The sequence below is a fragment of the Pseudomonas monteilii NBRC 103158 = DSM 14164 genome, from assembly GCF_000730605.1.
GTDB classification, from domain to species: Bacteria; Pseudomonadota; Gammaproteobacteria; order Pseudomonadales; family Pseudomonadaceae; genus Aquipseudomonas; species Aquipseudomonas monteilii.
Window position 1 is genome coordinate 114,646 of record NZ_BBIS01000012.1, and the last position, 22,397, is coordinate 137,042.

At 65.1% G+C, this 22,397-nt stretch carries 20 protein-coding genes; all 20 read right to left on the reverse strand.

Going from position 1 to position 22,397, the window contains the following annotated elements; all coding sequences use genetic code 11:
• Positions 1-2: 2 nt before the first annotated feature.
• The 20 genes from PM2_RS07555 to PM2_RS07645 all read right to left on the reverse strand — a co-directional run bounded on the left by PM2_RS07555 (position 3) and on the right by PM2_RS07645 (position 22,397).
• Positions 3-482: a type II secretion system protein gene (locus tag PM2_RS07555; RefSeq protein WP_016713966.1), complete on the reverse strand. Its 480-nt coding sequence runs from the start codon at positions 480-482 to the stop codon at positions 3-5.
• Entirely contained in the window at positions 479-2,344 is a 1,866-nt protein-coding gene (locus PM2_RS07560) for a secretin GspD/PilQ domain-containing protein (RefSeq protein ID WP_016713965.1), read from the reverse strand. The genes PM2_RS07555 and PM2_RS07560 overlap by 4 nt, the downstream gene beginning before the upstream one ends.
• The gene (locus tag PM2_RS07565; protein WP_016713964.1) at positions 2,341-2,850 is read right to left on the reverse strand and encodes a hypothetical protein; all 510 of its coding nucleotides are present in this window, start codon (positions 2,848-2,850) and stop codon (positions 2,341-2,343) included. Before PM2_RS07565 ends, PM2_RS07560 begins: the two co-directional genes overlap by 4 nt.
• Positions 2,850-3,410 (reverse strand): GspMb/PilO family protein, encoded by a 561-nt coding sequence (locus PM2_RS07570; RefSeq protein ID WP_016713963.1) that lies wholly within the window; start codon positions 3,408-3,410, stop codon positions 2,850-2,852. The genes PM2_RS07565 and PM2_RS07570 overlap by 1 nt, the downstream gene beginning before the upstream one ends.
• Positions 3,397-3,939 carry a PilN domain-containing protein gene (locus tag PM2_RS07575; RefSeq protein WP_016713962.1) on the reverse strand — a complete coding sequence of 181 codons (543 nt, stop codon included), beginning with the start codon at positions 3,937-3,939 and terminating at the stop codon, positions 3,397-3,399. Before PM2_RS07575 ends, PM2_RS07570 begins: the two co-directional genes overlap by 14 nt.
• A gap of 1 nt (position 3,940) precedes the next feature.
• Positions 3,941-4,720 carry a hypothetical protein gene (locus tag PM2_RS07580; RefSeq protein ID WP_016713961.1) on the reverse strand — a complete coding sequence of 260 codons (780 nt, stop codon included), beginning with the start codon at positions 4,718-4,720 and terminating at the stop codon, positions 3,941-3,943.
• Complete coding sequence (locus PM2_RS07585; protein WP_028698863.1) at positions 4,704-6,377, reverse strand: GspE/PulE family protein; 1,674 nt, start codon at positions 6,375-6,377, stop codon at positions 4,704-4,706. Before PM2_RS07585 ends, PM2_RS07580 begins: the two co-directional genes overlap by 17 nt.
• Before the next feature lie 60 nt (positions 6,378-6,437).
• Positions 6,438-6,971 carry a response regulator gene (locus PM2_RS07590; RefSeq protein ID WP_016713959.1) on the reverse strand — a complete coding sequence of 178 codons (534 nt, stop codon included), beginning with the start codon at positions 6,969-6,971 and terminating at the stop codon, positions 6,438-6,440.
• Between the two features lie 249 nt (positions 6,972-7,220).
• Positions 7,221-7,862 (reverse strand): SurA N-terminal domain-containing protein, encoded by a 642-nt coding sequence (locus PM2_RS07595; RefSeq protein ID WP_016713958.1) that lies wholly within the window; start codon positions 7,860-7,862, stop codon positions 7,221-7,223.
• Between the two features lie 12 nt (positions 7,863-7,874).
• Entirely contained in the window at positions 7,875-9,392 is a 1,518-nt protein-coding gene (locus PM2_RS07600; RefSeq protein ID WP_230852984.1) for a cytochrome c/ABC transporter substrate-binding protein, read from the reverse strand.
• 5 nt (positions 9,393-9,397) lie between these two features.
• The gene (locus PM2_RS07605; protein WP_016713956.1) at positions 9,398-10,063 is read right to left on the reverse strand and encodes an SCO family protein; all 666 of its coding nucleotides are present in this window, start codon (positions 10,061-10,063) and stop codon (positions 9,398-9,400) included.
• Positions 10,060-10,716, reverse strand: coding sequence for an SCO family protein (locus PM2_RS07610; RefSeq protein WP_016713955.1), 657 nt, complete (start codon positions 10,714-10,716; stop codon positions 10,060-10,062). Before PM2_RS07610 ends, PM2_RS07605 begins: the two co-directional genes overlap by 4 nt.
• Entirely contained in the window at positions 10,713-12,689 is a 1,977-nt protein-coding gene (locus tag PM2_RS07615; RefSeq protein ID WP_016713954.1) for a cytochrome D1 domain-containing protein, read from the reverse strand. Before PM2_RS07615 ends, PM2_RS07610 begins: the two co-directional genes overlap by 4 nt.
• 18 nt (positions 12,690-12,707) lie before the next feature.
• A complete protein-coding gene (gene mnxG / locus PM2_RS07620) occupies positions 12,708-18,563 on the reverse strand; it encodes a manganese-oxidizing multicopper oxidase MnxG (RefSeq protein ID WP_028698861.1) in 5,856 nt (1,951 codons plus the stop codon).
• Between the two features lie 276 nt (positions 18,564-18,839).
• Entirely contained in the window at positions 18,840-19,055 is a 216-nt protein-coding gene (locus PM2_RS07625; RefSeq protein ID WP_016713952.1) for a DUF6708 domain-containing protein, read from the reverse strand.
• A complete protein-coding gene (locus PM2_RS31895; RefSeq protein WP_085985037.1) occupies positions 18,988-19,179 on the reverse strand; it encodes a toxin VasX in 192 nt (63 codons plus the stop codon). The genes PM2_RS07625 and PM2_RS31895 overlap by 68 nt, the downstream gene beginning before the upstream one ends.
• Before the next feature lie 431 nt (positions 19,180-19,610).
• The gene (gene madM, locus PM2_RS07630; RefSeq protein WP_028698860.1) at positions 19,611-20,375 is read right to left on the reverse strand and encodes a malonate transporter subunit MadM; all 765 of its coding nucleotides are present in this window, start codon (positions 20,373-20,375) and stop codon (positions 19,611-19,613) included.
• 2 nt (positions 20,376-20,377) lie between these two features.
• On the reverse strand, positions 20,378-20,800 hold the full coding sequence (gene madL, locus PM2_RS07635) for a malonate transporter subunit MadL (RefSeq protein ID WP_016713950.1): 423 nt from the start codon (positions 20,798-20,800) through the stop codon (positions 20,378-20,380).
• A 65-nt stretch (positions 20,801-20,865) separates the two neighbouring features.
• On the reverse strand, positions 20,866-21,786 hold the full coding sequence (mdcH, locus tag PM2_RS07640; protein WP_028698859.1) for a malonate decarboxylase subunit epsilon: 921 nt from the start codon (positions 21,784-21,786) through the stop codon (positions 20,866-20,868).
• Positions 21,783-22,397: a malonate decarboxylase holo-ACP synthase gene (locus PM2_RS07645; protein WP_028698858.1), complete on the reverse strand. Its 615-nt coding sequence runs from the start codon at positions 22,395-22,397 to the stop codon at positions 21,783-21,785. The genes mdcH and PM2_RS07645 overlap by 4 nt, the downstream gene beginning before the upstream one ends.

Genomic DNA, 22,397 nt, shown 5'->3' on the forward strand with positions numbered 1-22,397 from the left:
TGTCACCATTGCCCGTAAGGGATGTTGTTGAGGCCTTTGCCGCGGGCCTTGGAGTACACATCGAACACGTCTTCGCCTTCGCGCGGGTTGTCGGGGCTGCTGTCGTATGCGCGCAGCCCCCAAGCGCCTTCGTCCCTGTCCTTGGCCGCCACCAGTGGGTCGTGCGGGATGCGCCGCAGGAAGTAGAACTTCGCGCCCTTGGCACTGCGCACGTCACGCACGCCGTCAACCAGCACCTGCAGGTTTGGCGGGTAACCGCTGGCGTCCAGGCGCTTCTCGATGTAGCCGGCGTCAAAAGCCCGCTTGTAGGCGTCTATGGCATCGCGAATCTGGTACAGCGCTTCACGCAGTTGCTGCTCCTTGCCGCGGCGCACCACGGTTTCGGTCAGCGGCGCTGCCATGCTGGCCAGCAGCCCTAGCAGTGCTAGGGTCAGCACCACCTCGATCAGGCTGAAACCCTGCATGCGGCGCTGCGCTTTCATGGGCGTGGGCTCCCGTTGGCCGGGACGACCGCCATTTGGCTGTCCACCACTGGCGCGTCGGTGGTCGGCGCATTGCCGGGTACATCCATGGGTGGCAGCGGTGCCATCTGGCGTACCTGCATGGCCGACTCGGTACCGGTGGAAAACTCCATGTCCGACGGGCTCTGGTACGGCAGGTTGCGCACGATGCGGGGGGTAATCGCCAGCACCAGCTCGCTTTTGCTCATGTCGTCCTTGTTGCTGCCGAACAGCCGGCCCAGGCCCGGGATATCGCCGAGCCCCGGGATCTTGTTGCCGCTGGCGTTGTGGTCGTTGCGCACCAGGCCGGCCAGTACCTGGGTCTCGCCATCGTGCAGGCGCAGGCTGGTCTGGGCGTTACGGGTGTCGACCTGGACCGGGATGGTGCCTTGGCGGGTGGCCTCCAGCGGGGTAGCGTTGCTCACTTCCAGCGCCACCTTGATCGCCACCTCGTTGTTCAGGTGCACGGTGGGCTGTACTTCGAGCTTCAGACCGACGTCCAGGTAGGTGACGCTTTCGGTGATCACCGGGCCCTGAGTGGACGGTACCGAGGTGGCGCTGATGATCGGTACGCGCTGGCCAATGTGGATACGTGCCTGCTCGCGGTTGCTGACGCGGATCACCGGGCTGGCCAGGGTGTTGATGTCCTTGTCCTGGGCGTTGATCTTGGCCTGCGGCGCCGGCGAAATGCTGATGCGGCTGGAATCGATGCCACGCAACTGGTCGAGCACGCTCACCGGTTTGCCATCGTTGCTCAACACGCCGAAGGTATTGGGCCATTGCAGGCCGAGGTCGAGGATGCGCGAGGTGGCCACTTCCATCACCTCCACTTCCAGCACCACCTCGGGGTTGGACTGGTCCTGCGACTGCAGCAGCTTCTCGGCCATGCGCACGGCGTCCGGGGTGTCGCGCATGGTCAGGGTGTTGAGGCGCTCGTCAACGAACACGTCGCGGGTCTTGAGCATGGTCTTGACCATGTTCAGCGCGGTGTTGGCATCGATACTGGTCAGGTAGAAGGTGCGCATGACCAGTTCCTGGTAGTCCTTGGTCTTCTGCGGCGAGTCGGGGTACACCATCACGGTGTTGTCGTTGACGATCTTCTGGCGCAGCTGGTTCTGCTCCAGCAGCAGCGCTACGGCGTCCTCGATGCGCACCTCACGCACGAAGATGGTGGCCTTCATGTCCGGGCGCATGTCCTTGTCGAAGATGAAGTTGATGCCGGCGACCTGGGACAGCACTTCGAAGATGGTCTTCAGGTTGGCATCGCGAAATTCCAGGGTGACCGGCCGCTCCAGCTTGCTGCGCAGCTGTGGGTAGGGCTGAGCGGTGCGCGCCTGGACGTTTTCGATGTCGCTGCGCAGGGTCATGCCCTTCTGGTTTTGCGGGTCCAGGCGCAGCACTTCGCGCATGTAGCGCTCGGCGCCGAACAGGTCGCCCTGGCGCAGTGCGGCCTGGCCCAGCGCTACACGCTCGTCGAGGGTGCGAATCAGCTCCAGTTGGCGGATGCCTTCCTGGGCGCGGCGGTTGTTCGGCTCCAGGGTCAGCACCCGACCGTAGCCCATGCGGGCATTGGCGAAGTCATGGCGGATACGGTCGGCATCGGCCTGGGTGATCAGCGCCTCGACTGCGGCCTGACGGCTATGGGCCAGGGCGATGTTCAGCTCGGTATCGCGCGGGTCGTCGCGCAAGGCCTCTTCCAGCCGGGCGATGCCGGCTTCGTACTGGCCCTCCTTCATCAACTGGTCGCTGTCCTTGCGTACCGCACTGGAACCGCAACCGGCTATGGCCACGCACAACGCCAAAAGCAGGAACGGAGCAGGCTTGCACAGCTTTGACGACTTCATGGTGCGCTCCCTACAGACAAAGTCTGCGACTGATGCAAAGGCAGGTAGACCAGGCTCAGCTCTTCGGCCGATACCCGATCGAGGCGATAGGTGTCTTCGATCACGTCGCCCTGGCGCACGACGTAGAGTTTTTCGCCGCTCTGCAAAAAGATTTGCAGGTCGTCGTTGGTCCCCATGCGGCCAATGAACTGGAACGGCAGCTCAGGAGCGGTCGGGGCTGCCGCCGCGACCGGCGCGGCTACCACGGGTTGTTCGGTGACGGTGGCCAGGGCCTGGGGTTTGCTCCACTGCTGCTTGGGGAACAGGTCTCTGGAGGCCTGTTCCGGCCCTTTCGCGGCTAAAGCCGCTACCACCGGTTCGGCGGCGCCCACAGTCCCTGTAAGAACGGGTTTACCCGATAAGGCCGCGACGCCGTCGTCCTGGCCAAACCAGTGTCCCGGTGCCCAGGCCAACGCCGCGCTCACCCCGAGGAAGCCGGCCCAGATGACTGCACGTTGTGTGTTCATCACGACCTCGACAAGTAAAGGGTCATGCGCAGGCGGGCATTCAGCTCGCTATCGCCGATGCGTTTGCGTTGCAGCTCAAGGTCTTCCAGCACCAGGGTCGGCAGTTGCTTGAGCAGGCCCTTGAGGAAGCCGCGAATCTGGGGGTAGCTACCACGCACCGGCAGCACGATCTGGTAGCGCGCCAGCTGGGTCTTGGGGTCGATGCCCAGGGCATACTCGCCACGGGCCAGGCTGATGTGCTCGGCATTGGCCAGGTGGTAAAGGCGCTCGATCAGTTCGCTGGCCTGGGGCTGGCCCGGCAACTGCTGGCGCAGGCTGTCGAGCGCCTGCTGCTCGGGCTTGACGGCGATTTTCAGCTCGCCACGCTTGACCCGCTCCACCTGTACGCTGGCATCCGCCTCGGTTGCACGCAGCTCGCGCACGTTCTGCCACTGCGGCAGCACCCCGGCGCACACCACGCCCACGGCCAGCAGGCCAACCGCCACCGCCGCCAGACCAACCGGGCCAACGCGACGCAGGCGCTCCTGGAGGATCAGGCTGTTCAGCTCAAGGGCGCGCATGGCCGGTCTCCCAGGTGGCGGTGAGGGTGAAGCGCACCGGCTGTTCAGGCTGCGCGGCCAGCACCTCGTGGTTGAGCAGCGACACATCGCTGAGCTCGTCGCTGGCTTCCAGGCGCTGGTGGTACTGCAGCATCGCCTCCAGGTTGCGTGCCTCGGCGGAAATGCGGACCTGGCCCTTGCGCGCGTCCGGAGTCAGGCCCAGCAGTGCGACATCGTCCTGCGGCATGGCTTCGAGCATGGCGAACAACTGCTGCCACGGGCGTTGCAATTGCTGCGACACACTGCGCATCTGCGCCAGGCGCTCGGCCTGCTCACGGCTGGCAGCCGTGCTTGGCGCGGCGGCAGTGGCCGGGCGGCGTCCCAGTTGCAGCTCCAGGCTGTGCACGCTGTCTTCCAGCTCGACCTGCTCGTTCTGCAAGGTGTACTGAAGCAATACCAGGCCTGCGACCACGGCACTGCCCAAGGCCAGCAGCGACCAGGCCAACGGGCCGCTGCGCCGGGGTTGGAATTCAAGTTCGAGGCGGCGCATGTCAGGCCACCGCCCGCCACATGGCGCACAACGGGTCGGCTTCGCTGGCCGGCTGGCACAGCTGCACCGCCGCCAGTTGCGGCACGTCGCCCCGGCCTGGGGCATGCAGGTACACCCGGGGCAGGTGCTCGCCATACAGCTCGCAGGTGCGCTCAATCAGCGCTTGCAGGGCTTGGTCACTGTCAGCGCAACCTTGCGCCAGCACTTGCTGCCAGGCGCCACCCGCAGCCAGCAGCAGCACGCTGCGGCGCGGCTCGGCCAGCACGAACAGGAAGTCACCCTGCGCCAGTTGTGACGAGCAGCGGTTGTAGGCGGCCATCAGGTACGGTTGCACCGAGCGCAGGCTCAGGCGGCTTTCCCGGCCCAGCCCCTGCAACCGTTGCAGCAGGGCATCAGGCAGCGCCGTGGCGATGCGGGCGGCACCGGCAGGCTCGGGCGACAACACGATGCGCCAGTCGTCCAGCGGCTGCCCGTAGAGGTTTTCGAAGCAGGCCCGGGCGTAGGCGTCCAGCTCGCGCGGGTGGCCGATGGCATCACTCCAGGGCACCAGGCAGAAGCGGCTGTAGCGGGCCGACAGCAGCACCCGCAGTTGAGCACCACGTACAGCATGCTCGGCCAGGAGCGCGGCCAATGCGTCAACGGCAGCTTCCCAGGCCGGTTGGACGGCGTCGCAGCTGAACTCGCGGCTGCCCAGCCACTGGTGTTGGTGTTTGTGCCAGCAACCCAAGCCGACACCCTCGGCGCCGAGTACAGCGCAGAAACGATCAGATGAATGTGACACGGTTGATCTCCTCGAGGGTGGTGCGGCCATCACGGACCAGGTCCAGGGCCGAAGTGCGCAGCAGGCGCAGGCCGCGCTGGCAGGCGAGTGTCTTGATTTGCGACAGGGGGCGGCGCTCGACGATCATCTGGCGCAGGTCGTCGTCCAGGTGCAGCAGTTCGGCGATGGCGCTGCGGCCGCGGTAGCCACTGCCACGGCACTGGCCGCAGCCCTGCACGCGGACAAACTTCCAGCCGGCAACGCCCTCGCGGGTCAGGCCCGAGCCATACAGCGTGTCGTCATCGTGTTCGCAGGGCGTGGCGCAGTGCGGGCAGGCCAGACGGATCAGGCGCTGGGCCAGCACGGCGTTCAGCGCGGAAACGAAGCTGTAGGGGTCGACCTGCATCTGGCTGAAGCGGCCAATCACATCGAACACGTTGTTGGCATGGATGGTGGTGAACACCAGGTGGCCGGTGAGTGCCGACTGCACAGCGATCTGGGCAGTGTCCGGGTCGCGGATTTCACCCACCAGGATCTTGTCCGGGTCGTGGCGCAAAATCGAGCGCAGGCCACGGGCGAAGGTCAGGCCCTTCTTCTCGTTCACCGGAATCTGCAACACGCCGGGCAACTGGTACTCGACCGGGTCTTCGATGGTGATGATCTTGTCCACGCCGTGGTTGATCTCGCTGATCATGGCGTACAGGGTGGTGGTCTTGCCGCTGCCGGTGGGGCCGGTGACCAGGATCATGCCGTAGGGTTCGGCGGCCAGCCGGCGCAGGGCGCGCAGGGTCTCGTCGGCAAAGCCCAGGGCCTGCAACTGCACGCCGCTGACCCGGTCGGACAAGTCCTGCTTGTCGAGCACCCGCAGCACGGCGTCTTCGCCAAAGATGCTGGGCATGATCGATACGCGGAAGTCGATTTGCCGGTCACCCACGGCGACCTTGAAGCGGCCGTCCTGTGGGACGCGCTTTTCACCGATGTCCAGTTCGGCCATGACCTTGATGCGCGAGATCACCTGGTCGGCAAACGCGCTGCCACTGGCCTTGCCAGCGCCGTTGAGCACACCGTCGATGCGGTACTTGATGGTCAGGCCCTGGCCGGTCATGCTCAGGTGGATGTCGCTGGCGTGCAGCTTGAGGGCGTCGTACAGGGTGGAGTTGACCAGCTTGACCACGCGGCTCTGATCTTCACTGATGCTGGCCAGCGACAGGCGTTGCAGCGGGTCGCCTTCGCTGCCGGCCTCGGCGTCATGGTCGAGGGCATCGACGGCGTGGAAGCTTTCTTCGTGGCGGGCCAGGAAGGTGGCCAGTTCGGCGGCGTGGGCCAGGTACAATGGCGCGCCTTGCAGCACATCGTCGATCCAGGCCAGGCGGGCGGGGTCGAAGGGGTCGGCGAACACGCCCAGCAGCTGGCCGCCCTGCTCGATCAGCACGAATTCGCGTTTCAGGCACTGGGCCAGGGCCACCTTGTCGAAGCGCGGGGTGCTGGCCAGCAGGCTGTGGCTGTCCAGCACCGGGTAGTGCAGGGTCAGGCCGAGGCGCTGGGTGAAGGTGGCCGGGGTGTCGCAGGCCAGGCGTTCCAGGCAGTTGAGCAGGCGCTCGTCGCTGGCTTGCAGGCGGGCCTGGGCCAGCAGGTCGCGGGGGTAGGCTGAGACTGTTGCATCACGTGCTTGCGGCATGGCCTGCGACTCCGCTCAGGGGCGCGTCGCAGGCTGGCTCGGCCAGGGGTGCGGGCGCCGCTATTCCCCTGCGAGCAGTTGTTCGTCGTCGGGCCCTGGGGGCTTGGCGCCATTACGGCGGCGGTCGGCCAACACCCAGCTTCCATCGTACAACTGCAGGGGGAACGATTCGTTCCTGTTCTGGCGTCGTTCGACGAACCCTTCAGCCGGGTTGTCCGTGGCCCTGCGCCGGCGCTCGATGCCCATCAGGTCGAAGATCGCACGGGCCAGTTCCACCAATGGGAACGGCTTGAACAGGACATGGCTCACACCGAGTTCGGCGGCCCGCTCACGCACTTCGACAGTGGGGTGGGCGGTGATCAGCACGAAGTGGCACTGCCTGTTCTTGCGTACGGCCTCCAGAACCTGAAAACCCTCCATATCGGGCAAGCGGTAATCCAGCACGATCACTTGCGGTGCCAGGCTTGCAGCCTGTTGGATACCACTGGCACCGTCGTGGGCAACATGAGCTTCCAGGCCTTGCGCCTGCAGGTACGCTTGCAGGTTTTGCGCAAGGGTCTGTTCGTCATCGACTACCAATACTCTGTTCACCAAGGTCGACTCCCAAGTACTGCCCGGTTACCCGGTCTGCGAAGTGCGCCCTTGTACAGGCTTGAGCAGGCTTCGTGCCAGGCGTGAATAGTCATGTTGCACCGCTGTAAGTGTCTGATTTGCCAAGGGTGCCGGCCAACACCCGAAACGCGCCGGGCAGGCACACCCGCCCGGTTCCCCACATGCGGGGGAACTGATAGCACATTGCCAAACCTTAATTCCCCAGCATTGGGGGAAACGCCATCAGGGGCCTCAGTCTGCAACCTCCACGTTAGCGGCGTCGCGCAAACGTTGGCGCACGGACCTGCGCGCATCGGCCTCTCGCTTGCCGATAAGCGCCGCCCTGGCCAAGACCAGGCCCTGTTCACGTATGACCGAAGGGTTATCACTTTGGTTCTGCGCTCCTTGCAGTGTTTCCCGGTTGGCAGCATAGAAAGCCTCCACTTCGACCTGGCTCGGCGCGTCGACTGCACTGAGCTGGGCATACACCTGCTGGGCCGCCATGTCTTGCCGGGTGTACTCAGTGTACTGTGCCCTATCGAAACCCGCCTCCGCCAGACGCCGCTCGAAAATTGCCGGGCTGCCGAACGCCGCTTCGACCTCGTCCACATGCGCCGACACCTGCGCGTCACTGATGGCGATGCCTTGGCGCCGAGCTTCCTGCCATAGCAGCTCTTTGTCGATCAGCTCGTCCAGCGCTTGATCGCGCAGGCGCTTGTACAGGCCCGGGTTGCGAATGCTGGTCAACGCACGGCCCTGGGCGCTCAGGTATTCGCTGAAGTAACGCTCCAGGCGCGTCACGCCGATTTCCACGCCATTGACCCGCGCCGCAGGCACATCGGCCCAGCTCGCCTTGGCCAGCACCAACAGCAGGCACAGCAACACGATACGCATGGCAGCCTCCGCTCAAGGGGTATCCGGCACCGGCCGGTACGGGGTAACCGAGGTGAAACGCGGCCCAGGTAGCGCCACTGCTACCACATGGGCGCCCGCCATGCCCTGGCGGCGGCCTGGGCCAAAGCCCAAGGCCGGGGTCAGGCCGGTGGCCACATCGTGCAGGCCTTCCAGCGCGGCAATCAGTTGCTCGCGGCTGGCGTCACGGCCTATCTGCTTCAGCGCTTCGCTCAGCAACCGTAGCGCGCACAGGGTGTTGACCTGCAACGATGCCTGGCGTGGGTCGAGGCCCTGGCGCTGCTGCAGGCCGGCCAAGGTCGCCAACCCCTGCTCTGTCCAGTCTTCCGGCACATAGGGATACGCCAGGAACACCCGTTGCGACCACTGCTCGGGCAAGCGCGCCACCGCACCGGCCACCTGGTTGGAGGCGGCGAACAGGTAGGGCTGACGGCCTGCCGCCTGCAACGCGGCGGCCAATTCGGCAAAGGCCTGGGCACGGCCAAGGAAGACGATGCCCTGCCCGTCCACGGCCTGGCCGTCGAAGGCCTGGATGGCAGGCGCCCAGCCTTGCTGCTGCAGGCGCTCGCGGACCTGTTCAGCCAATGCGGCCTGCTCGTTGCCGGCATACACCACACGCAAGTCACCCGAGGCCAGGCCGAGCGCAGCACGGGCATGGGCGGCCAGGCTAAGCAATTGCACGGGCAGGCCGGGCAGCGGGTCGAAGATCTGTGGGCTGCCGCCGCTACGTGGCGTGCTGCCGATCAGGGGCACATTCTGTGGCGCCAGCAAGGTTGCCAGGCGTTGGTCGAGCATGGGTGCCAGGGGCGAGATCAACGCGAACACGCGCGCCTGCTGCAGCAACTGCTGCAAGGCTTGCTCGGCGCTGGCGGGGTCTAAGCCCGGATCAAGCACGACCAGCTCCAGGCGGCGCCCGTGTATGCCGCCTTGCTGGTTGAGTTGTGCCATGCCGTCTTCCAGCACCGCACGCACCACCTGCCCGGCTTCGGCCAAGGGGCCGCTCGCGGGCAGCAAGGTGCCCAAGCGCAATACGCCCTCCTCTACACCGGGGTCGCGTTCCTCGGCCAGGCGCTTGAGGTAGGCGGCGAGGTTGCGCTGGTCGGCCAGGGTCAGCTCGAAGCGTGGCATGGCCGGGTCCAGGCGGTTGCCGGCCGGGTCCACGCCATGCTGAATGGCCCGGGCCAGGCTGCTGTCGGTATAAGCCGGGTAGCTGCGGCCATTGGCCTCGCGCGTGCCTTGGCCGAGTGCCAGGCGTTGCCAGTCGAGGCTGGGCGGGCGCACCCCACCTTCCGCGCGACCACGGCCGTCGTTGCCGTGGCAACTGGCACAGGGCAACACGCTGGCGGGCACCGTCATGTCGCTGGCACCAACCCGGGCTTGCAGTTGGGCGTCACTGCTGGAGACGCCTTCGCGGTAGAGGCGTTTGCCGGCTCGCTCGTGGTCGGTCAGGTCCAGCGCAAAGGCCGAAGTACCGCATGCCAAACCAATAAGCAAAACCGCCCAGTTATGCATGATGCTCACCGGCCTGCCAGTGGCTGGGTCAGCAGTTGGATGCGCTGGGCAATGGCCATGGCTGGCGCATCCGGGCGGATCTTGCTCCAGCGTTTGCCCGCCACATCACCGGCAATCAACTGCGTCGAATGCTGCTCGGGGCTGGGCAGAAACTGGCCGATACGCCCGAGCACCAGGTCGACATTGGCCTTGTCACCGGTCAGGAACAACCAGTTCGGCCCATCCACCCCCTGTTTCTCGGCAAACGCCTTGAGCGCCTGCGGGGTATCGTTCAGCGGGTCGCTGCTGATCGAGACGAAGGTCGCCTGGCTGGCCAGCTGCGGCCCCATGGCTTCGCGCACTTCACGCAGTTTGCGGGTGATCAGCGGGCACGCGTCGGTGCAGTGGGTGAAGATCACGTTGAGCATCACCACCTTGTCCTTGAGCACATCGCTGTAAAAGCGCAGTTCGCGGCCGTTCTGGTCCTTCAGCACGGTGTCGGTGAACCAGGCCTGGGCATCGCGGGTGCCGCCGCCGCTGGTCATCGCCTGGGGCGCCAGCTGTGGCGCTGGCGCTTGCGGCGCATGGCCCTCGTGGGCGAACGCCACCGAGGCGAGGATCCACAGGCAGCCGCCCAGTACCAGCCAGTCGAACGCGCGCATGCCAGCGCGACGGGAAGTGACAGTGCTCATGGTTGCACCTCGTGATGGTCGGCGATGGCCGTGCTCTTGGCATGCACCCGGCGGGCGCTGAGGCGGTTGATTTCTTCGATCAGTACCGCCGGGTCGGTGAAGCCGTAATAACGCGTCCAGTGCCCGCTACGCCCGTCACCGACCAGAATCAGCGGCGGATGCTGGCTGAGGTCGGCGCTGAAGCTGCCTAGGCCCTTGAGGGTTTCGGTGATGGCGTACGGGGTGCCGGTCAGCCAGCTCCAGCCCGGCCCCTTCTGGAAGGCCTTGGCGTAATCTTGCAGGCGCTTGGCGTCGTCACGCTGCGGGTCCACACTGATCGACACCATGTGGATTTCCTCGCCTACACGGCCACCCAGTTGTTGCTGGACCTTGCCCATGATCGACGACACCACCGGGCACACCGTGGTGCAGCTGGTGTAGATGAAGCCCATGACCACCAGGTGGTCGCCTACCAGGTCTTTCTCCAGCCGTACCGGCATGCCGTCCTGGTTCAGCAGCGAAACGTCGGCAAAGCGCACGCTGGTCTTTTCCTGGCTCGCCGCCGGAGGCTGCTCGGCATGGCCTTTGTGATCGTGTCCGGCGTGGGCCAGGGCCAGGTTGCTGGCCAGTGCCAGGCTCAGGGCCAACAGTGTGAAAGCATGCTGGTTGTTCATCGCACATTCCTCACATCAGTCTGGGAAGCGTTGGTCGCTGCAGCCGGCAGGACGCGCAGGCTGGTGTAGTTTTCTTCGGCAAACTTGCGCCCCAGCGAGGGCGACTGCACATGCAGGTACCAAGCGCCAGCCTCGGGCAGGTTCAGGGCCGCCTGGTACACGCCCTCGCCCACCTCCTGCAGTTGCAGGTTGCGTGGCATCGACGACGGTGCCAGGAAGTAGCGCAAGCTCAGGTCGTTCAGGCCCAAGCGTGGCTGGCCGTCGTCGCCGACGATGCGCACGCGCGCGTTAATGGCGCTGTGCTGCGACATCGGCTGGTCCAGGCCAATGAACTCGGCGTGCGCGCCCTTGCGCTTGCGGGTATTGGGGGCTTCGGCCACGTCGGTACTGAAGCAGTGGATGATTTGCGGCTGGTTGAGCAGGAAGGCCACGTCGAACTTGCCGGCGGCGGGCAACTTCACCGTCGAGCCGTACACCCCAGGCGCCACCTCACGCAGGCTGCGGTCGACGACGAGGGCGGCGCGGGCCTGGTGGCCACGGTTGTTGTAACCGGACATCGGCGCGTTCATGCCTTCGGCGTAGAAGTAGGTGGTGTTGTCCACCGGGTTGACCACGAACACCGAATTGTCGTCACGCGATACCGACAACCCCTGGGCCAGCGGCAGGTCACCGGCCTGGCGCGGCGCCGCCGGGCCGGCCTCGAAGCCCTGGACAATGGGCGAGCGCCCCTCACCGAGGCTGGACAGGTTGATCATGGTCACCTTAGGCGAAGCCAGGCCACGGACGTAGGCATAGCCCTTGGTGAAGGTGAGCTGGTACGGTTCGGCCGCCACCGGGATGTGGTGGATCAGCTTGTCGGTACTGGCGTCGATCACCAGCGCCTGGTTTTCCAGGGTGTTGAGCACGATGCCGTAGCGGCCATCGCTGCTGAAGCGCATGGGGCCCAGGCCCTGCTCGGCCTTGACCGTATGGCGCAGCTGGTGGCTCCGGGCATCGAACACCCGCACGCTGCCCTCTTTGCCATCGACCACGTACACCGCCTGGGACAGCGCCGAATAGCTGACCGACAGCGGGTGCGGGCCCACCTTGATGGTTGTAGCCAGGCGCATTTGCGGGATATCGATCACGCTCAGGGTGCCACTGTCACGGTTGCTGACATAGGCAAAGCGCGAGTCGGCGCTGAAGGCGATTTCATGGTGCCCGGTGCCGGTGTTGAAGCTTTTCAGGGTGGTGCGCCCCGGTACGTCGATCACCGTAACCCCACCCTTGGCCGGGTCACGGCTGTTGTTGCCCACCCACAGCCGGTGCTGATCGGGTTGCAGGGCCACACGCAACGGCTGGTCGCCAGCGTCCAGGTCGGCCACGCGGGTAAAGGTCTCGGTATCGATCACCGCCACCTTGCCGCGCTCGGGGATCGACACGAATACCTGCTTATCGTCGCTGGTGGCCGCCCAGTCCATGGGCCGCCCGGGCAGGTCGATGCGCGCCATGGTGCTGGTCACGCCGCCTACCGAGACGGTGGGGTCGATCACCGTCAGGCTGGCGTCGTTGTTCAGCATCAACAGGAAGTAGCTGTTCAGGTCGAGCAGCGGTCGGGCACCGATGCTGCTCTTGAGAAACAACGCAACCCGCGCTTTGCAGCTCTGGTCACGGTCGCCCACCGGGGCCGACTGCGCCGGGTCGATCCACGCCCCCGGCGCCATACCCGATAGCGGCTGGCCACTGGTCTGGTCGCTGAGTTTGAAGCGGATGTTGGCGAAGCCGCCTTCCTTCAGCTCGCCCCCGGCCAGCGGCCGGGCCTCGAACTCCACGGTTACGCCATCTCGAATGAGCCGGTGCGGGGCCTGCGGTTCGGCAGTCTCCTGCAACAGCTCGCGGGGATCGCACCAGAGCTTTTCATACGCCACACCCAGGCCGATCAGCGCCACGCCCAGCACTACCCCCAAGTAAGCAGGGCGAGTCTTCTTGTTCATGCTCGCGCTCCCCTTCCGTCACTGCGCCGGGGCCGTTGCCGGCGGCGCTTCGTTGGTCACCCGCAAAATCCCCCACAACCCCGAGAGGTTGCCGTAGGCGGCGTAGTCGCGGAACAGGTAATCACCCGCCACCGCGTTGGCACCGCCGGCACTGGGCAGCATGAAGCTGAAGTGTGCCGCTGGCAGTACGCTTTCCTGGGCGCCGATGTACATGGCCATCGGGTTGTAGCCGAAGCGCACCGAGCCGATGCCGGGCAGGCTCATCGGGTAGCCCTCCGCGTCGCTCTTCTCGGCCTGGTAGTTGTGCAGCGGCCACAGGTGCCCATCGAGCTGGTAGGTGATGCCGCGGCTGCCACCGCTGGGCATCAGCACATGGCTGCGCACAGGCTGGCCGGGCTTGGCATACAGCACCGGGGTTTGCGGGTCACCGCCGACCAGGGCGTTGCTGTAGGCCATGTGCGCGTTGGGCACATCGGCAAAGCCGAAGCCGTCGGCATGGCCGAAGGGTGCATCCGGTGCCAGGCCAAAGCGCAGCCACAGCGGTTCGGTCTTGTAGTTCATGGCCATGTTGCCGTTGTCTTTCGGGTCGCCCGGCACGCCATTGCCTTCGGTGGCGATACCTTCGACCGGACGGCCGTCAGCCCAACGCATGTTCATCGAACGCTGCCACACCGTGACCAGGTCGCGGTAGTCGGGCTGGCCGGTGACCTTGACCGTGGCCTGGGCCCGGCTGGCGGTGTCCTCGGTCCAGGTTGCGGTTTGCGGCAAGATACTCATGGCGCCCACCAGGCCTTTCTGCGGCTGCTTGATGAAGTCTGACGGCGCCAGGTTCAGGCCACCGAACTCGATGGCGGTGGTGTTGATGTTGTCTACCGTGCGGCCCAGTTGCAGCACCGGCTTGCCTTCGCGCTCCAGGTGCCCGGCGTAGTACTGGTACACCCGGCTTGGGTAGGCCCCACTGTTGCCCGCCCGGGGTGGCACGGTTTGCACCGGGTTGGCGCCCACGTTGGTACCGTCGGACTTGGTGATGTCGTAGGCCAGCAACTGGGCATGCAGGCCCACATGGCTGGACGGCCGCATCAGGTTGTTGTTAAAGGCGGTGGAGCCTTCGCTGTCGAAGCGGTCACGCTTGACCACGTTCTGCATCACGGCAGTACTGGGCAGGTCTGGCATGACCGACGGCAGGCGGTTCTCCAGGGTAATGCTGATGCAGTCCCCGGCATTGGCGCGCAGCACCAGCGGCTCCACCGGCACACCAGCCTTGAGCTTGCCGGTGGTGGCGTCCAGGTCAGCCTTGCGCACGTACAGCACGGCGGTCGGGTCATGCAGCGGTGCGCTGTGGCCGCCGACGGTGAAGGTGGTGCCGTCCTCTTCGTCCACCACCGTGACCTGCGGGATGCTGGCCATGCGGCTGTTGAACACCAGGGTGCCGCCATTGGCCTTCAGTGGCCCGCCGACATGCTGGCCCGCGCCGGCCGGGTCGTTGATGCTGACACCGTTGCGGTTTTCGAGAATGTCGTTGGCCAGCGCCGCGACAATCTCGTAGCTGCGTTTGACCGTGGTGCGGGTACCGATGCCGTTGGGGTTGGCTGTGGTTTTCGGGCAAATGCCGTCAAAGTTCACGGTATTGCGCATGGCCACCGGCTGGGTGTTGTTCGGCAGCGGGAACAGGTCGGCGCGTTGAGCGGTGTAGTTGCGCATCACCCCCCAGATACCGTTCCAGTAGCCTTCCAGGGCGGCGTCCATGGAGTACAGGTAATCACCATTGGTAGCGGCGGAACTGGAAATCATCGACACCGGTGCCATGAAGCCCATCTGTTCGGAGATACCGATCATCTGCGAGGCCTTCCAGCCCGAGTTGGAACTGTTACCGAAGCCCGAGCCATTCTGCAGCCACTTCACGCCGTGCAGGGTGACGTTGTGCTCCTCTTCATGGCCACCGGCGTGCAGGCGCAGGCGCACGTTGTCGCCAGAGTAGGTGCGCAGCATGGGCGTGAACGGGTCGCCCGGCTCGCTGCCGGCCTTGTTGATGTTCGGTGGGAACAGCGTGGTCCCGCCGGTTGGGCCAACGGCCGAGGTGATCGCCGACGGCGCCATGTTCATGGCCGGGATCGCACGGTCGGTACGGCTTTGCAAGGCGTAGCTCAGGTCGCCGGCCAGGCCATCCGCCTGCATGCCGCGTTTGCCGTCGGGGCCGACCTTGTTAGGGTCGAACACGCGCAGGGCCAGCGGCTCGTTGCGGTAGTTGACGACGAACATGCCCGGGTCATCCACCGAAATCGCCTGTGGGCAAGGCCGGCTAGGGCAACCAGGGGCCAGGCCACCGCGCGATTCGACCACCGACTCCAGCAGGTTGGATGCCTTCTGCCGGACTGGCGGGTTGATGGCATAGCGGAAGCTGTCGGCCGTGGCCGGGTAGGACTGGCCATTGGGGATGCCGTCCGGGCCTGCGCCCACATACACACCGGCTTCATAGGCATGCTGGAAGTCGCTGTACTCCAGGAAGAACTCACGGTAGCTGTCGTTCTTGCCGTCGCCGTCGTGGTCGCCGGTCTTGATCACCGCCTGCCACGAAGTCGGCCCGCCGTCCTGGCGTGTGGCCGGGTTGTACAGTTGTTCGCCGGTTTCGGCATGATACCAAGTGGAACCAGCAGGCTCGGCCAACACGGTGGCGTACAGCCCGAGCTGCTGGTGGGTCGATGGGCCGAGGTGGTCGTGGGTAAAGATGGTGCCCAGGCCACGGTCGACGTTGTTCACGTTTACCAGCGGGTCGGCAAACCAGCGCTGCATGGCCGTGCGCGCGCCCAGCCAGTCAGCCCGGCCAAAGCGGCCGAAGTACGGGTGCTGCTTGGCTTTCGGGCAGGCAGCAGTGCCGTCGCGGCTGTCGCCTTCGGTGCAGCCGTTGTAGGCACGAATGGCATGCACACGTTCTACCACGCTGCCGGGCGAGAGAATGCCGTCTTCGTAGTTCCAGCCGTTCGCCGAGCCGTCAGCGGCGGTCAGGTCCCACTTGGGCAGGTGAATGTGCTGGCCGATCACGTCGGTGGGAGTACGCACCTGGTAGTCGTCCATTTCGTAGTACGACGGGATCAGGTTGGTGTGGGTGTACATGGTGCAGTCAAACGTGTTCATGCGCATCACCAGCGGCTCTGGCGGGCGCTGCTTGGTGATCACCGGCCAGGCGTCTTCCCACAGCGCCAGAATGCGCGCCTGCGGGAAGTGGTAGCCAACCTTGTTGTACACCGCGTCGAACTGGATGTTGGCGCCTTTGTAGATGCGCGGGCGGTCGGCGGTGAAGGTGGACGAACCCCGGAAGTTCATGCCGGTGAGGCTCTCGCCGCTGACGTACTCGCCTACCCCCGAGGTTTGGGTCAGGCGCTTGCCGCGGTCATCCATGCAAGGCTCGTAGAACGGCGCACCGGCCGTGGGCAAGGCACCGTTGGTGCGGAACGCCTTGGCAACGGGTTGGCTGCCGGGCACCAGGGCAAAGCTTGGGTGCTCGGCCTTGGCGTGGAACTGCATGGCGGCCTGCTCGACATCGGTGCCTTCTTCAGGCAGGTAGATGGGCTTGGCCTTACGCACCACCTTGGAGAAGTCCAGCTTGGTGGTGGTGGTCACCGCTTCGCCGCCTGCAGACACGCCGTCTAGCGCGTGCCGGCCCAGGCCGCCATCCCAGCCATCGACCTGGTTGGGGTCCAGGTTTGCCCAAAGGGCTTTGCCGCTGTCTTTCAGTTGCCGGGCCAGGGCCGGGTCGAGCATGTCCAGTGGCGGGGTTGGCGGGCGGTTGCCCACGCTGCTTTCCATGCCGCCGATCCAGAACGGGTAGCCTGGGTTTTTCAGGGTGCCATCGGCGTTGCGGTTGGCATCGGTGCGGTCGACCAGTGCCAGCGAACCAACTGCCTTGCGCGCTGGCGTTTCGTTGGCGTGATCGTCGTCGTCCTCTTCTTCGTCGTCATCGTCATTGGCAGCGACCAGTTCTTCGGACAGCTTGGGCACCACCACCACCTTGCCCGGCATCGGCGCCATGGCCTTGCCAGGCAGCGGCACGATGGCAGGAATCGGCGTACCGGCAACGATCTCGCCATCAGGCAATGCCCGAGCACCAACGGCTGGCTTGCCGCTGCGCAGGGCGAACGGCGTGCTGTGGAAGCCATTTTCGCCCTGCCCGCTCACTTCCAGCCGGGTGCCTTCTTCGAACACGTCATGTACCCGCCACATGGCCCACATGCCTTGGGCGAAGTGCGGGTAGAAGTGGCAGTGGTAAATCGCATCGCCCGCCACGCGGTTGCGGTTGCCCGAGCCACCGTTGGCGATTTCGTAGGTGTAGCCGATGCCAGGGCCGATGCCTTGGGCGTCGATGTAGTCGGAGTTGTCGTCGTTGGGGTTGAACAGCCACTGGTGGCCATGCAGGTGGAAGATGTGCTGTTCGTGGCCATTGTGAGTGTTGCGGAACTTGGTGAAGTCGCCAATGTAGCTGTGGTGCACGTTGGCAGGTTCTGCCGGGTACAGGGCCATGTTGGCCTTGACCCCCACGGCGCTGGCCGGCGGCGTTTCGCCTGGGCGAATGTTTTCCAGGCCGACGTTGGCTGGCACGTCCACCAGGGTGCCGATATCACCCACGGTGTGCGCGCTGAGGAAGAATTCCTCGTAGGCGCACGAAAGGCAGTCATGCATCGGCCCCACACCCAGGCGGTTGGCAACCACTTCGGCGCCCATACCGCCAGAGCCGTAGTTGATCATGAACGAATCGCGGGTTGGTTCCAGCACATGGCCCATCACCGGGTCCGCCCAGTAGCCCGGGAAGGCCTGGGTGGCAGCCACCTCATCGGCAAACTGCGAAGCGAAATCGCGGAACGCTTCCAGACGGTTGGGCAAGGCGGGGTTGCGTTTGTTGACGCTTTCCAGCGGGTAGGTCGAACGCGGGAAGCTGCCATCGGGGTTCGGCCCCATGACGATGGCGTCGGTTTCACTGTTGAGAATTTCATTGCCGTCGACCATGGCAATGATCGGCTTGCCGGCCTTGCCCTCGGTGAGCCACGGTTCGGCCTGCGGGTAGCGGGCCTGGTAATCGATCACCGGCTGGCCGGTGGCGGTACGGCCGGTGGTAGCCAGGCGCATTTCTTCTTCGGTCAGGGTGTTGCGGTAGGTTCGCCCACCTTTGGGTACAACCACCACCTGGCCGAACAGGCCGTTGGCAACGTTACCCGCCCCGCCCTGGCCACCAAAGGTCGCACCCTGGCTGGTGGCCGCAAAGGCCCCCTCGCGCTCGGCGTACAGGGTGTAGCTGCGGGTGTTGCCGGGCGACACCAGGAAGTTGCCATTGCGGCCCGTGTTGGCGGCGATGTCGCCAATGCTGTTGACCGCCTGCATGCCGTTCACCTGGAAGCCGACATGCCGGTCATTGACTTGCTCGTCGGCAACGAAATGTTCACCACCTTCGTTTTCGACCTCGGTTTCCGGGCCTTCCTCCTCGCCTTCGACCTCATTTTCTTCGGGGTCGATACCGTGTTTGTTGGGGTTGGCCTGGTACGCCAGCAGGTTGGTCAGGTTGACCGTGAGGCAGTCACCAGCGGCCACCCGCAGCACGATCGGCCTTGGGCGCTTGTCCGGGCGCAAGGTGACCTTGCCCGGGACAGCGGCCCCGCCCTTGCTAAGGGGGACCTGCTTGTCGTCCACCACATCTTCACGAAGGGCGAACATCATGCCGTTGGCGTTTTGCGCGCCAAGGCGGTTGAACATCAGTGGCTGGTCCAGCGCCACCACGTTGGCAACCAAGGTGCGCTGGCACTGCACGGCCGCCTCGCTGGTCGTTTGCCAGCCGAGCAGGGCCAGAACGAGTGATGACAGAAGGGGGCCTTTGCGTGGCGTGGGCATGCTGCACCTCCGGGACACGGGGACTCTGCGGAGGTGTGGAGCAAGGTGTGTGCCAGAAGAATATTTATATTCTTTTCAGTTAGTTACGGTAGCAACCGAAACAGATTGGGGAGGATCACCCGGCAGCATTCCCCCGAAGTGGGGGTACCTCGCTGGATTTCTTGAAGACGACGTGATCACTGTGGGAACGGGCATGCCCGAATTCCCAAACCGCCGCACCTTCGACCAGGAGATGCTTAACCCGCTCTCTATCTCTGCGCCACAGGTAGTCCCCGCTCATTGGGCCTCTGCGTCAGACGGTGCAGTACGGGATTCACGGTCGATGTCCGCTGGCCATTCAACCTTTGGTGCCAGGCAATGCATGTGGCTCAGGCCATCGTCGTCGTTCCAGTCGCGGGGTGGGTGCACGAATTTGAGCAGGGCTTCAGGGCCTTGTTGCATGAACAGACGGGTAATGGCCCAGTAGGCCTCGCCCTGACGCAGGGTAGGCATGCCAGACCTGCTGGTCGAGCAGCACGTACAGGTAGCCCATGCGTAAGGTGCGCACCCCTAGCTTCGCCGAGACATGCAGGCTGCCGGCCACGGTGCTGAGGCCCTGTGGGCGTGTGTCCGGCACCAGGGCGCGACGCAGGGGCAGGATCGGCAGGCCTTGGCGATACGTTGACTAAGGGTCATGAGCGCCTCCCGATTTTTCGAAGGGAATCGATCAGGCAGCCCCAGTTCGCCTCGAAATAGAGAGCAAGCAACGGAGAGGTATTGGTTGGGCCGGGCATGAAGTGGTCCTTGTCCTCCAGCAGGCTGAAGACACGAACACTATCGGGGAATCAATTCTTCAAGGAGTCTTGGGCTTCCTAAACAGCTGTAGGATCTGTCTCTTCGAAAAATTACCAGACATTTCCTGGGCAATTGATAAATACTGGCCTCGTGCAGTGGCCGTCAGCAAGTTACACCCCCTTTGGGAGCAACTGTCTTGCACAAAACCTGTAAGCTGGCGCGATCGCTGTGGGAGGGTCGTACCCGCTTCCCAAGCGATCGCGCCAGCTTCCTTCAGCCGACCAGACCGCGTATGCAGAAGTACAGGATCGAAGGCCCCATCAGGCACCCCAACCCCGTATTGAAGGTGGCCGTCAACGCCCCATACGGCACCAACCGCCGATCCGTCGCCGCCAGCCCCGCCGTCACCCCCGACACGGTCCCGGCCAAACCACCAAACACCATCGCCGAACGCGGGTTGTCCAGCGCCAACAGGCGCGCCGACACCGGTGTGAACACCATCACCAGGATCGCCTTGATCAGCCCGGTAGCGATCGAAAGCGCCATCACATCCGAGCTCGCACCGAGCGCCGCCCCGGTCACCGGCCCGACGATGTAAGTCACCGCGCCCGCACCGATGGTGGTCATGCTCACGGCATCGCGGTAGCCGAAGGCATAGGCCACCGCCGCGCCGACAATGAATGGCAGCACTGTGCCCAACAGCAGCGCGACTGCGCCAATCATGCCGGCTTTGCGCGCTTCGGTGGCCTGCACCTCGAAGGCCGTGGCAACGATGGCGAAGTCGCGCAGCATGGCCCCACCCATCAGGCCGATGCCAGAGAACAGCGCCATGTCGGCCAGGCCTTTCTGCCCGCCCGTCACGGTACCGCCTACCCAGGCCAGCACCAGGCCGATGACGATGGCGATGGCCGAGCCATGCACCCGGCCGAAGGTGAGGTATTTAGACAGCAACACCGACAACCACATGATGGCGCCCACCACGGCAAAAGCGGTGATCAGGCCGTTGTGTTCGAGGGCATTTTCAATGATCGGCCACATGTTCAACGACCTCCTGCAGGGGCAACCTGCGCCTGGGTTTCGGGGCTGGGCTCAAGCGCGGGCAGTGGCTCACCCCGGTGGCTGCGGCTGATCAGGGCGATGGTCAAGCCGCACACCAATACCGCACCTACCGCGGCCAGCAGCGCAACCGGCCCACCGTGCAGGGCGGTGACCACGTTCTGCTGGGCAGCCATGGCCACCACGACCGGGATGTACATCGCACCCCAGAAGCCCACCCCGAATTCACATTCCTTGCTCATGCCGCCGTTGCGGTGCATGTACAGCCGCGCACAGATCAGCAGGATCATGGCAATGCCGACCCCGCCCACATTGGATTTGACGCCCAGCAGCACGCCCAGGAAGTCGCCGACGATAACGCCGGCCAGCGTGCAGACCGCCAGCAGTGCCACACCATAGATGATCATTGTTGTTGTCCTCAGGTAGTGTCGAAGTTGCTTGTTGTTGTTCTTCGCCATCCGCAAACCCGCCATCATCGGTCGCCGGCCACCTCCTGGCGCAACAGCGCATCCAGGGTGTCCCAACGGGTGCCCTCCACCGCCACCACCCTGCCCTGTTCGAACACTGGCCGGGCCAGCCCGCTGAGCACGCTGCCGGGTGGCATCTCAAGGTGCAGGCGCACGCCGCGTTCATAGGCGTTGCGCAACGTAGCACGCCAGTCGACCACCCTTGCCATGTTGCCGGCCAGGTCGTCGCGCAGGTGCTGCGGGTCGAACACCGGTCGTGCGCTGCTGCCGCTGAGGTAGGTAATGCGTGGCCGCTGAAGCTCGACCGACGCGAATGCACTGGCCAATTGCGCAGCCGGGCCGTCGAGCAACCGGCAATGCGACGGCACGCTGACCGCCAAGCGCCTTGCCACACCTTGGCCCAGGCGACGAGCCCTGGCCGCCACCTCAGCCATCGCCGTATCGCTACCGGCAATCACAATCTGGTTATCACTGTTGAGGTTGGCGACGTATACCTCACCGCCCACCTCAATCAGCAGGCGCTCGACACTGGCCAGGTCCAGGCCACTTAGCGCGGTCATGCCGTAACCTTGCGGATAAGCACCTTGCATCAGCTCGCCACGCAAGGCGACCAGGCGCACGGCATCGGCAAAGCCCAAGGCGCCCGCCACGACCGCTGCCGGATAAGCACCAATCGACAAGCCCGCCACATAATCCGGTGCCGGGCTGCGTTGCATCAGCCAGCGCGCCCAGGCCACGCCGCTCAGCAGCAGGCACAGCTGCACGGCGCGGGTGTTTTGCAGGGCTTGCTGGCTGTCCATCTCAAGCACCTGCTGGCCGAGGACATCGCTGGCCTCTTCCAGCAGTTGCCCGCAACCTTCAGGCAGGCGTTGCAGCATGCCCACCTGCTGGGCACCTTGGCCGGGGAAGGCGAACAGGCTGCTCATGCGGCACGCTCCATCACGGCCCAAGGGTCGCTGACCAGACGCGGGCCATAGGGCGACTTGAGCAGCACGCGGGGGGCAAAGCTGGCCCACTCGCGCAGGGCAACCGCACCCGCCGGGGTTTCCAGTTGCACATCGATACGGCACGGCGCGCAGTCGAGAATATCCAGCAGCTCCCGCGCCTGGGCGCGGGCCAGCCGTCGTGGCGTGCGCAGCTGCAGGTCCAGGTCACTGTCGGCGTGTACCACTTCAATCCCGGTCGCAAGCTGGTACCCCACCCCACCCGTCGGCCCCCAGGCCAAGCCACGGGCCTGCAATACCGGGGTGACCGAAGCCAGTGCCTGCAATGCAGGCCATGGGCTTTGCTCATGCACGCGCAGGGCTTCAGGGCCTTGCTGACGCTGGATATCGGTCAGGCGCATCAAGGCACCCAACCGCTGCGCCCGGTCGTGACCGCGAAGCCCCACCGCCACCCAGCCCGCTTCGCAGGTGGCACGGCGCACCACCACCGGCTGACCGCTTGCCAACACCTCCAGCGCCCACTGAGGCGCGTCCGTGGGCAAAACCGACACGGGCATCCCCCACAGCAGGTCGTGCGGCCTTGGCGCGTTCAT

Bases quoted from the DNA above. Each gene is read 5' to 3' on its own strand.
- PM2_RS07555 (WP_016713966.1), bottom strand. From the start codon at position 482: ATGAAAGCGCAGCGCCGCATGCAGGGTTTCAGCCTGATCGAGGTGGTG.
- PM2_RS07560 (WP_016713965.1), bottom strand. From the start codon at position 2,344: ATGAAGTCGTCAAAGCTGTGCAAGCCTGCTCCGTTCCTGCTTTTGGCG.
- PM2_RS07565 (WP_016713964.1), bottom strand. From the start codon at position 2,850: ATGAACACACAACGTGCAGTCATCTGGGCCGGCTTCCTCGGGGTGAGC.
- PM2_RS07570 (WP_016713963.1), bottom strand. From the start codon at position 3,410: ATGCGCGCCCTTGAGCTGAACAGCCTGATCCTCCAGGAGCGCCTGCGT.
- PM2_RS07575 (WP_016713962.1), bottom strand. From the start codon at position 3,939: ATGCGCCGCCTCGAACTTGAATTCCAACCCCGGCGCAGCGGCCCGTTG.
- PM2_RS07585 (WP_028698863.1), bottom strand. From the start codon at position 6,377: ATGCCGCAAGCACGTGATGCAACAGTCTCAGCCTACCCCCGCGACCTG.
- PM2_RS07595 (WP_016713958.1), bottom strand. From the start codon at position 7,862: ATGCGTATCGTGTTGCTGTGCCTGCTGTTGGTGCTGGCCAAGGCGAGC.
- PM2_RS07600 (WP_230852984.1), bottom strand. From the start codon at position 9,392: ATGCATAACTGGGCGGTTTTGCTTATTGGTTTGGCATGCGGTACTTCG.
- PM2_RS07605 (WP_016713956.1), bottom strand. From the start codon at position 10,063: ATGAGCACTGTCACTTCCCGTCGCGCTGGCATGCGCGCGTTCGACTGG.
- PM2_RS07610 (WP_016713955.1), bottom strand. From the start codon at position 10,716: ATGAACAACCAGCATGCTTTCACACTGTTGGCCCTGAGCCTGGCACTG.
- PM2_RS07615 (WP_016713954.1), bottom strand. From the start codon at position 12,689: ATGAACAAGAAGACTCGCCCTGCTTACTTGGGGGTAGTGCTGGGCGTG.
- mnxG (WP_028698861.1), bottom strand. From the start codon at position 18,563: ATGCCCACGCCACGCAAAGGCCCCCTTCTGTCATCACTCGTTCTGGCC.
- PM2_RS07625 (WP_016713952.1), bottom strand. From the start codon at position 19,055: ATGCCTACCCTGCGTCAGGGCGAGGCCTACTGGGCCATTACCCGTCTG.
- madM (WP_028698860.1), bottom strand. From the start codon at position 20,375: ATGTGGCCGATCATTGAAAATGCCCTCGAACACAACGGCCTGATCACC.
- madL (WP_016713950.1), bottom strand. From the start codon at position 20,800: ATGATCATCTATGGTGTGGCACTGCTGGCGGTCTGCACGCTGGCCGGC.
- mdcH (WP_028698859.1), bottom strand. From the start codon at position 21,786: ATGAGCAGCCTGTTCGCCTTCCCCGGCCAAGGTGCCCAGCAGGTGGGC.
- PM2_RS07645 (WP_028698858.1), bottom strand. From the start codon at position 22,397: ATGAACGCGCCAAGGCCGCACGACCTGCTGTGGGGGATGCCCGTGTCG.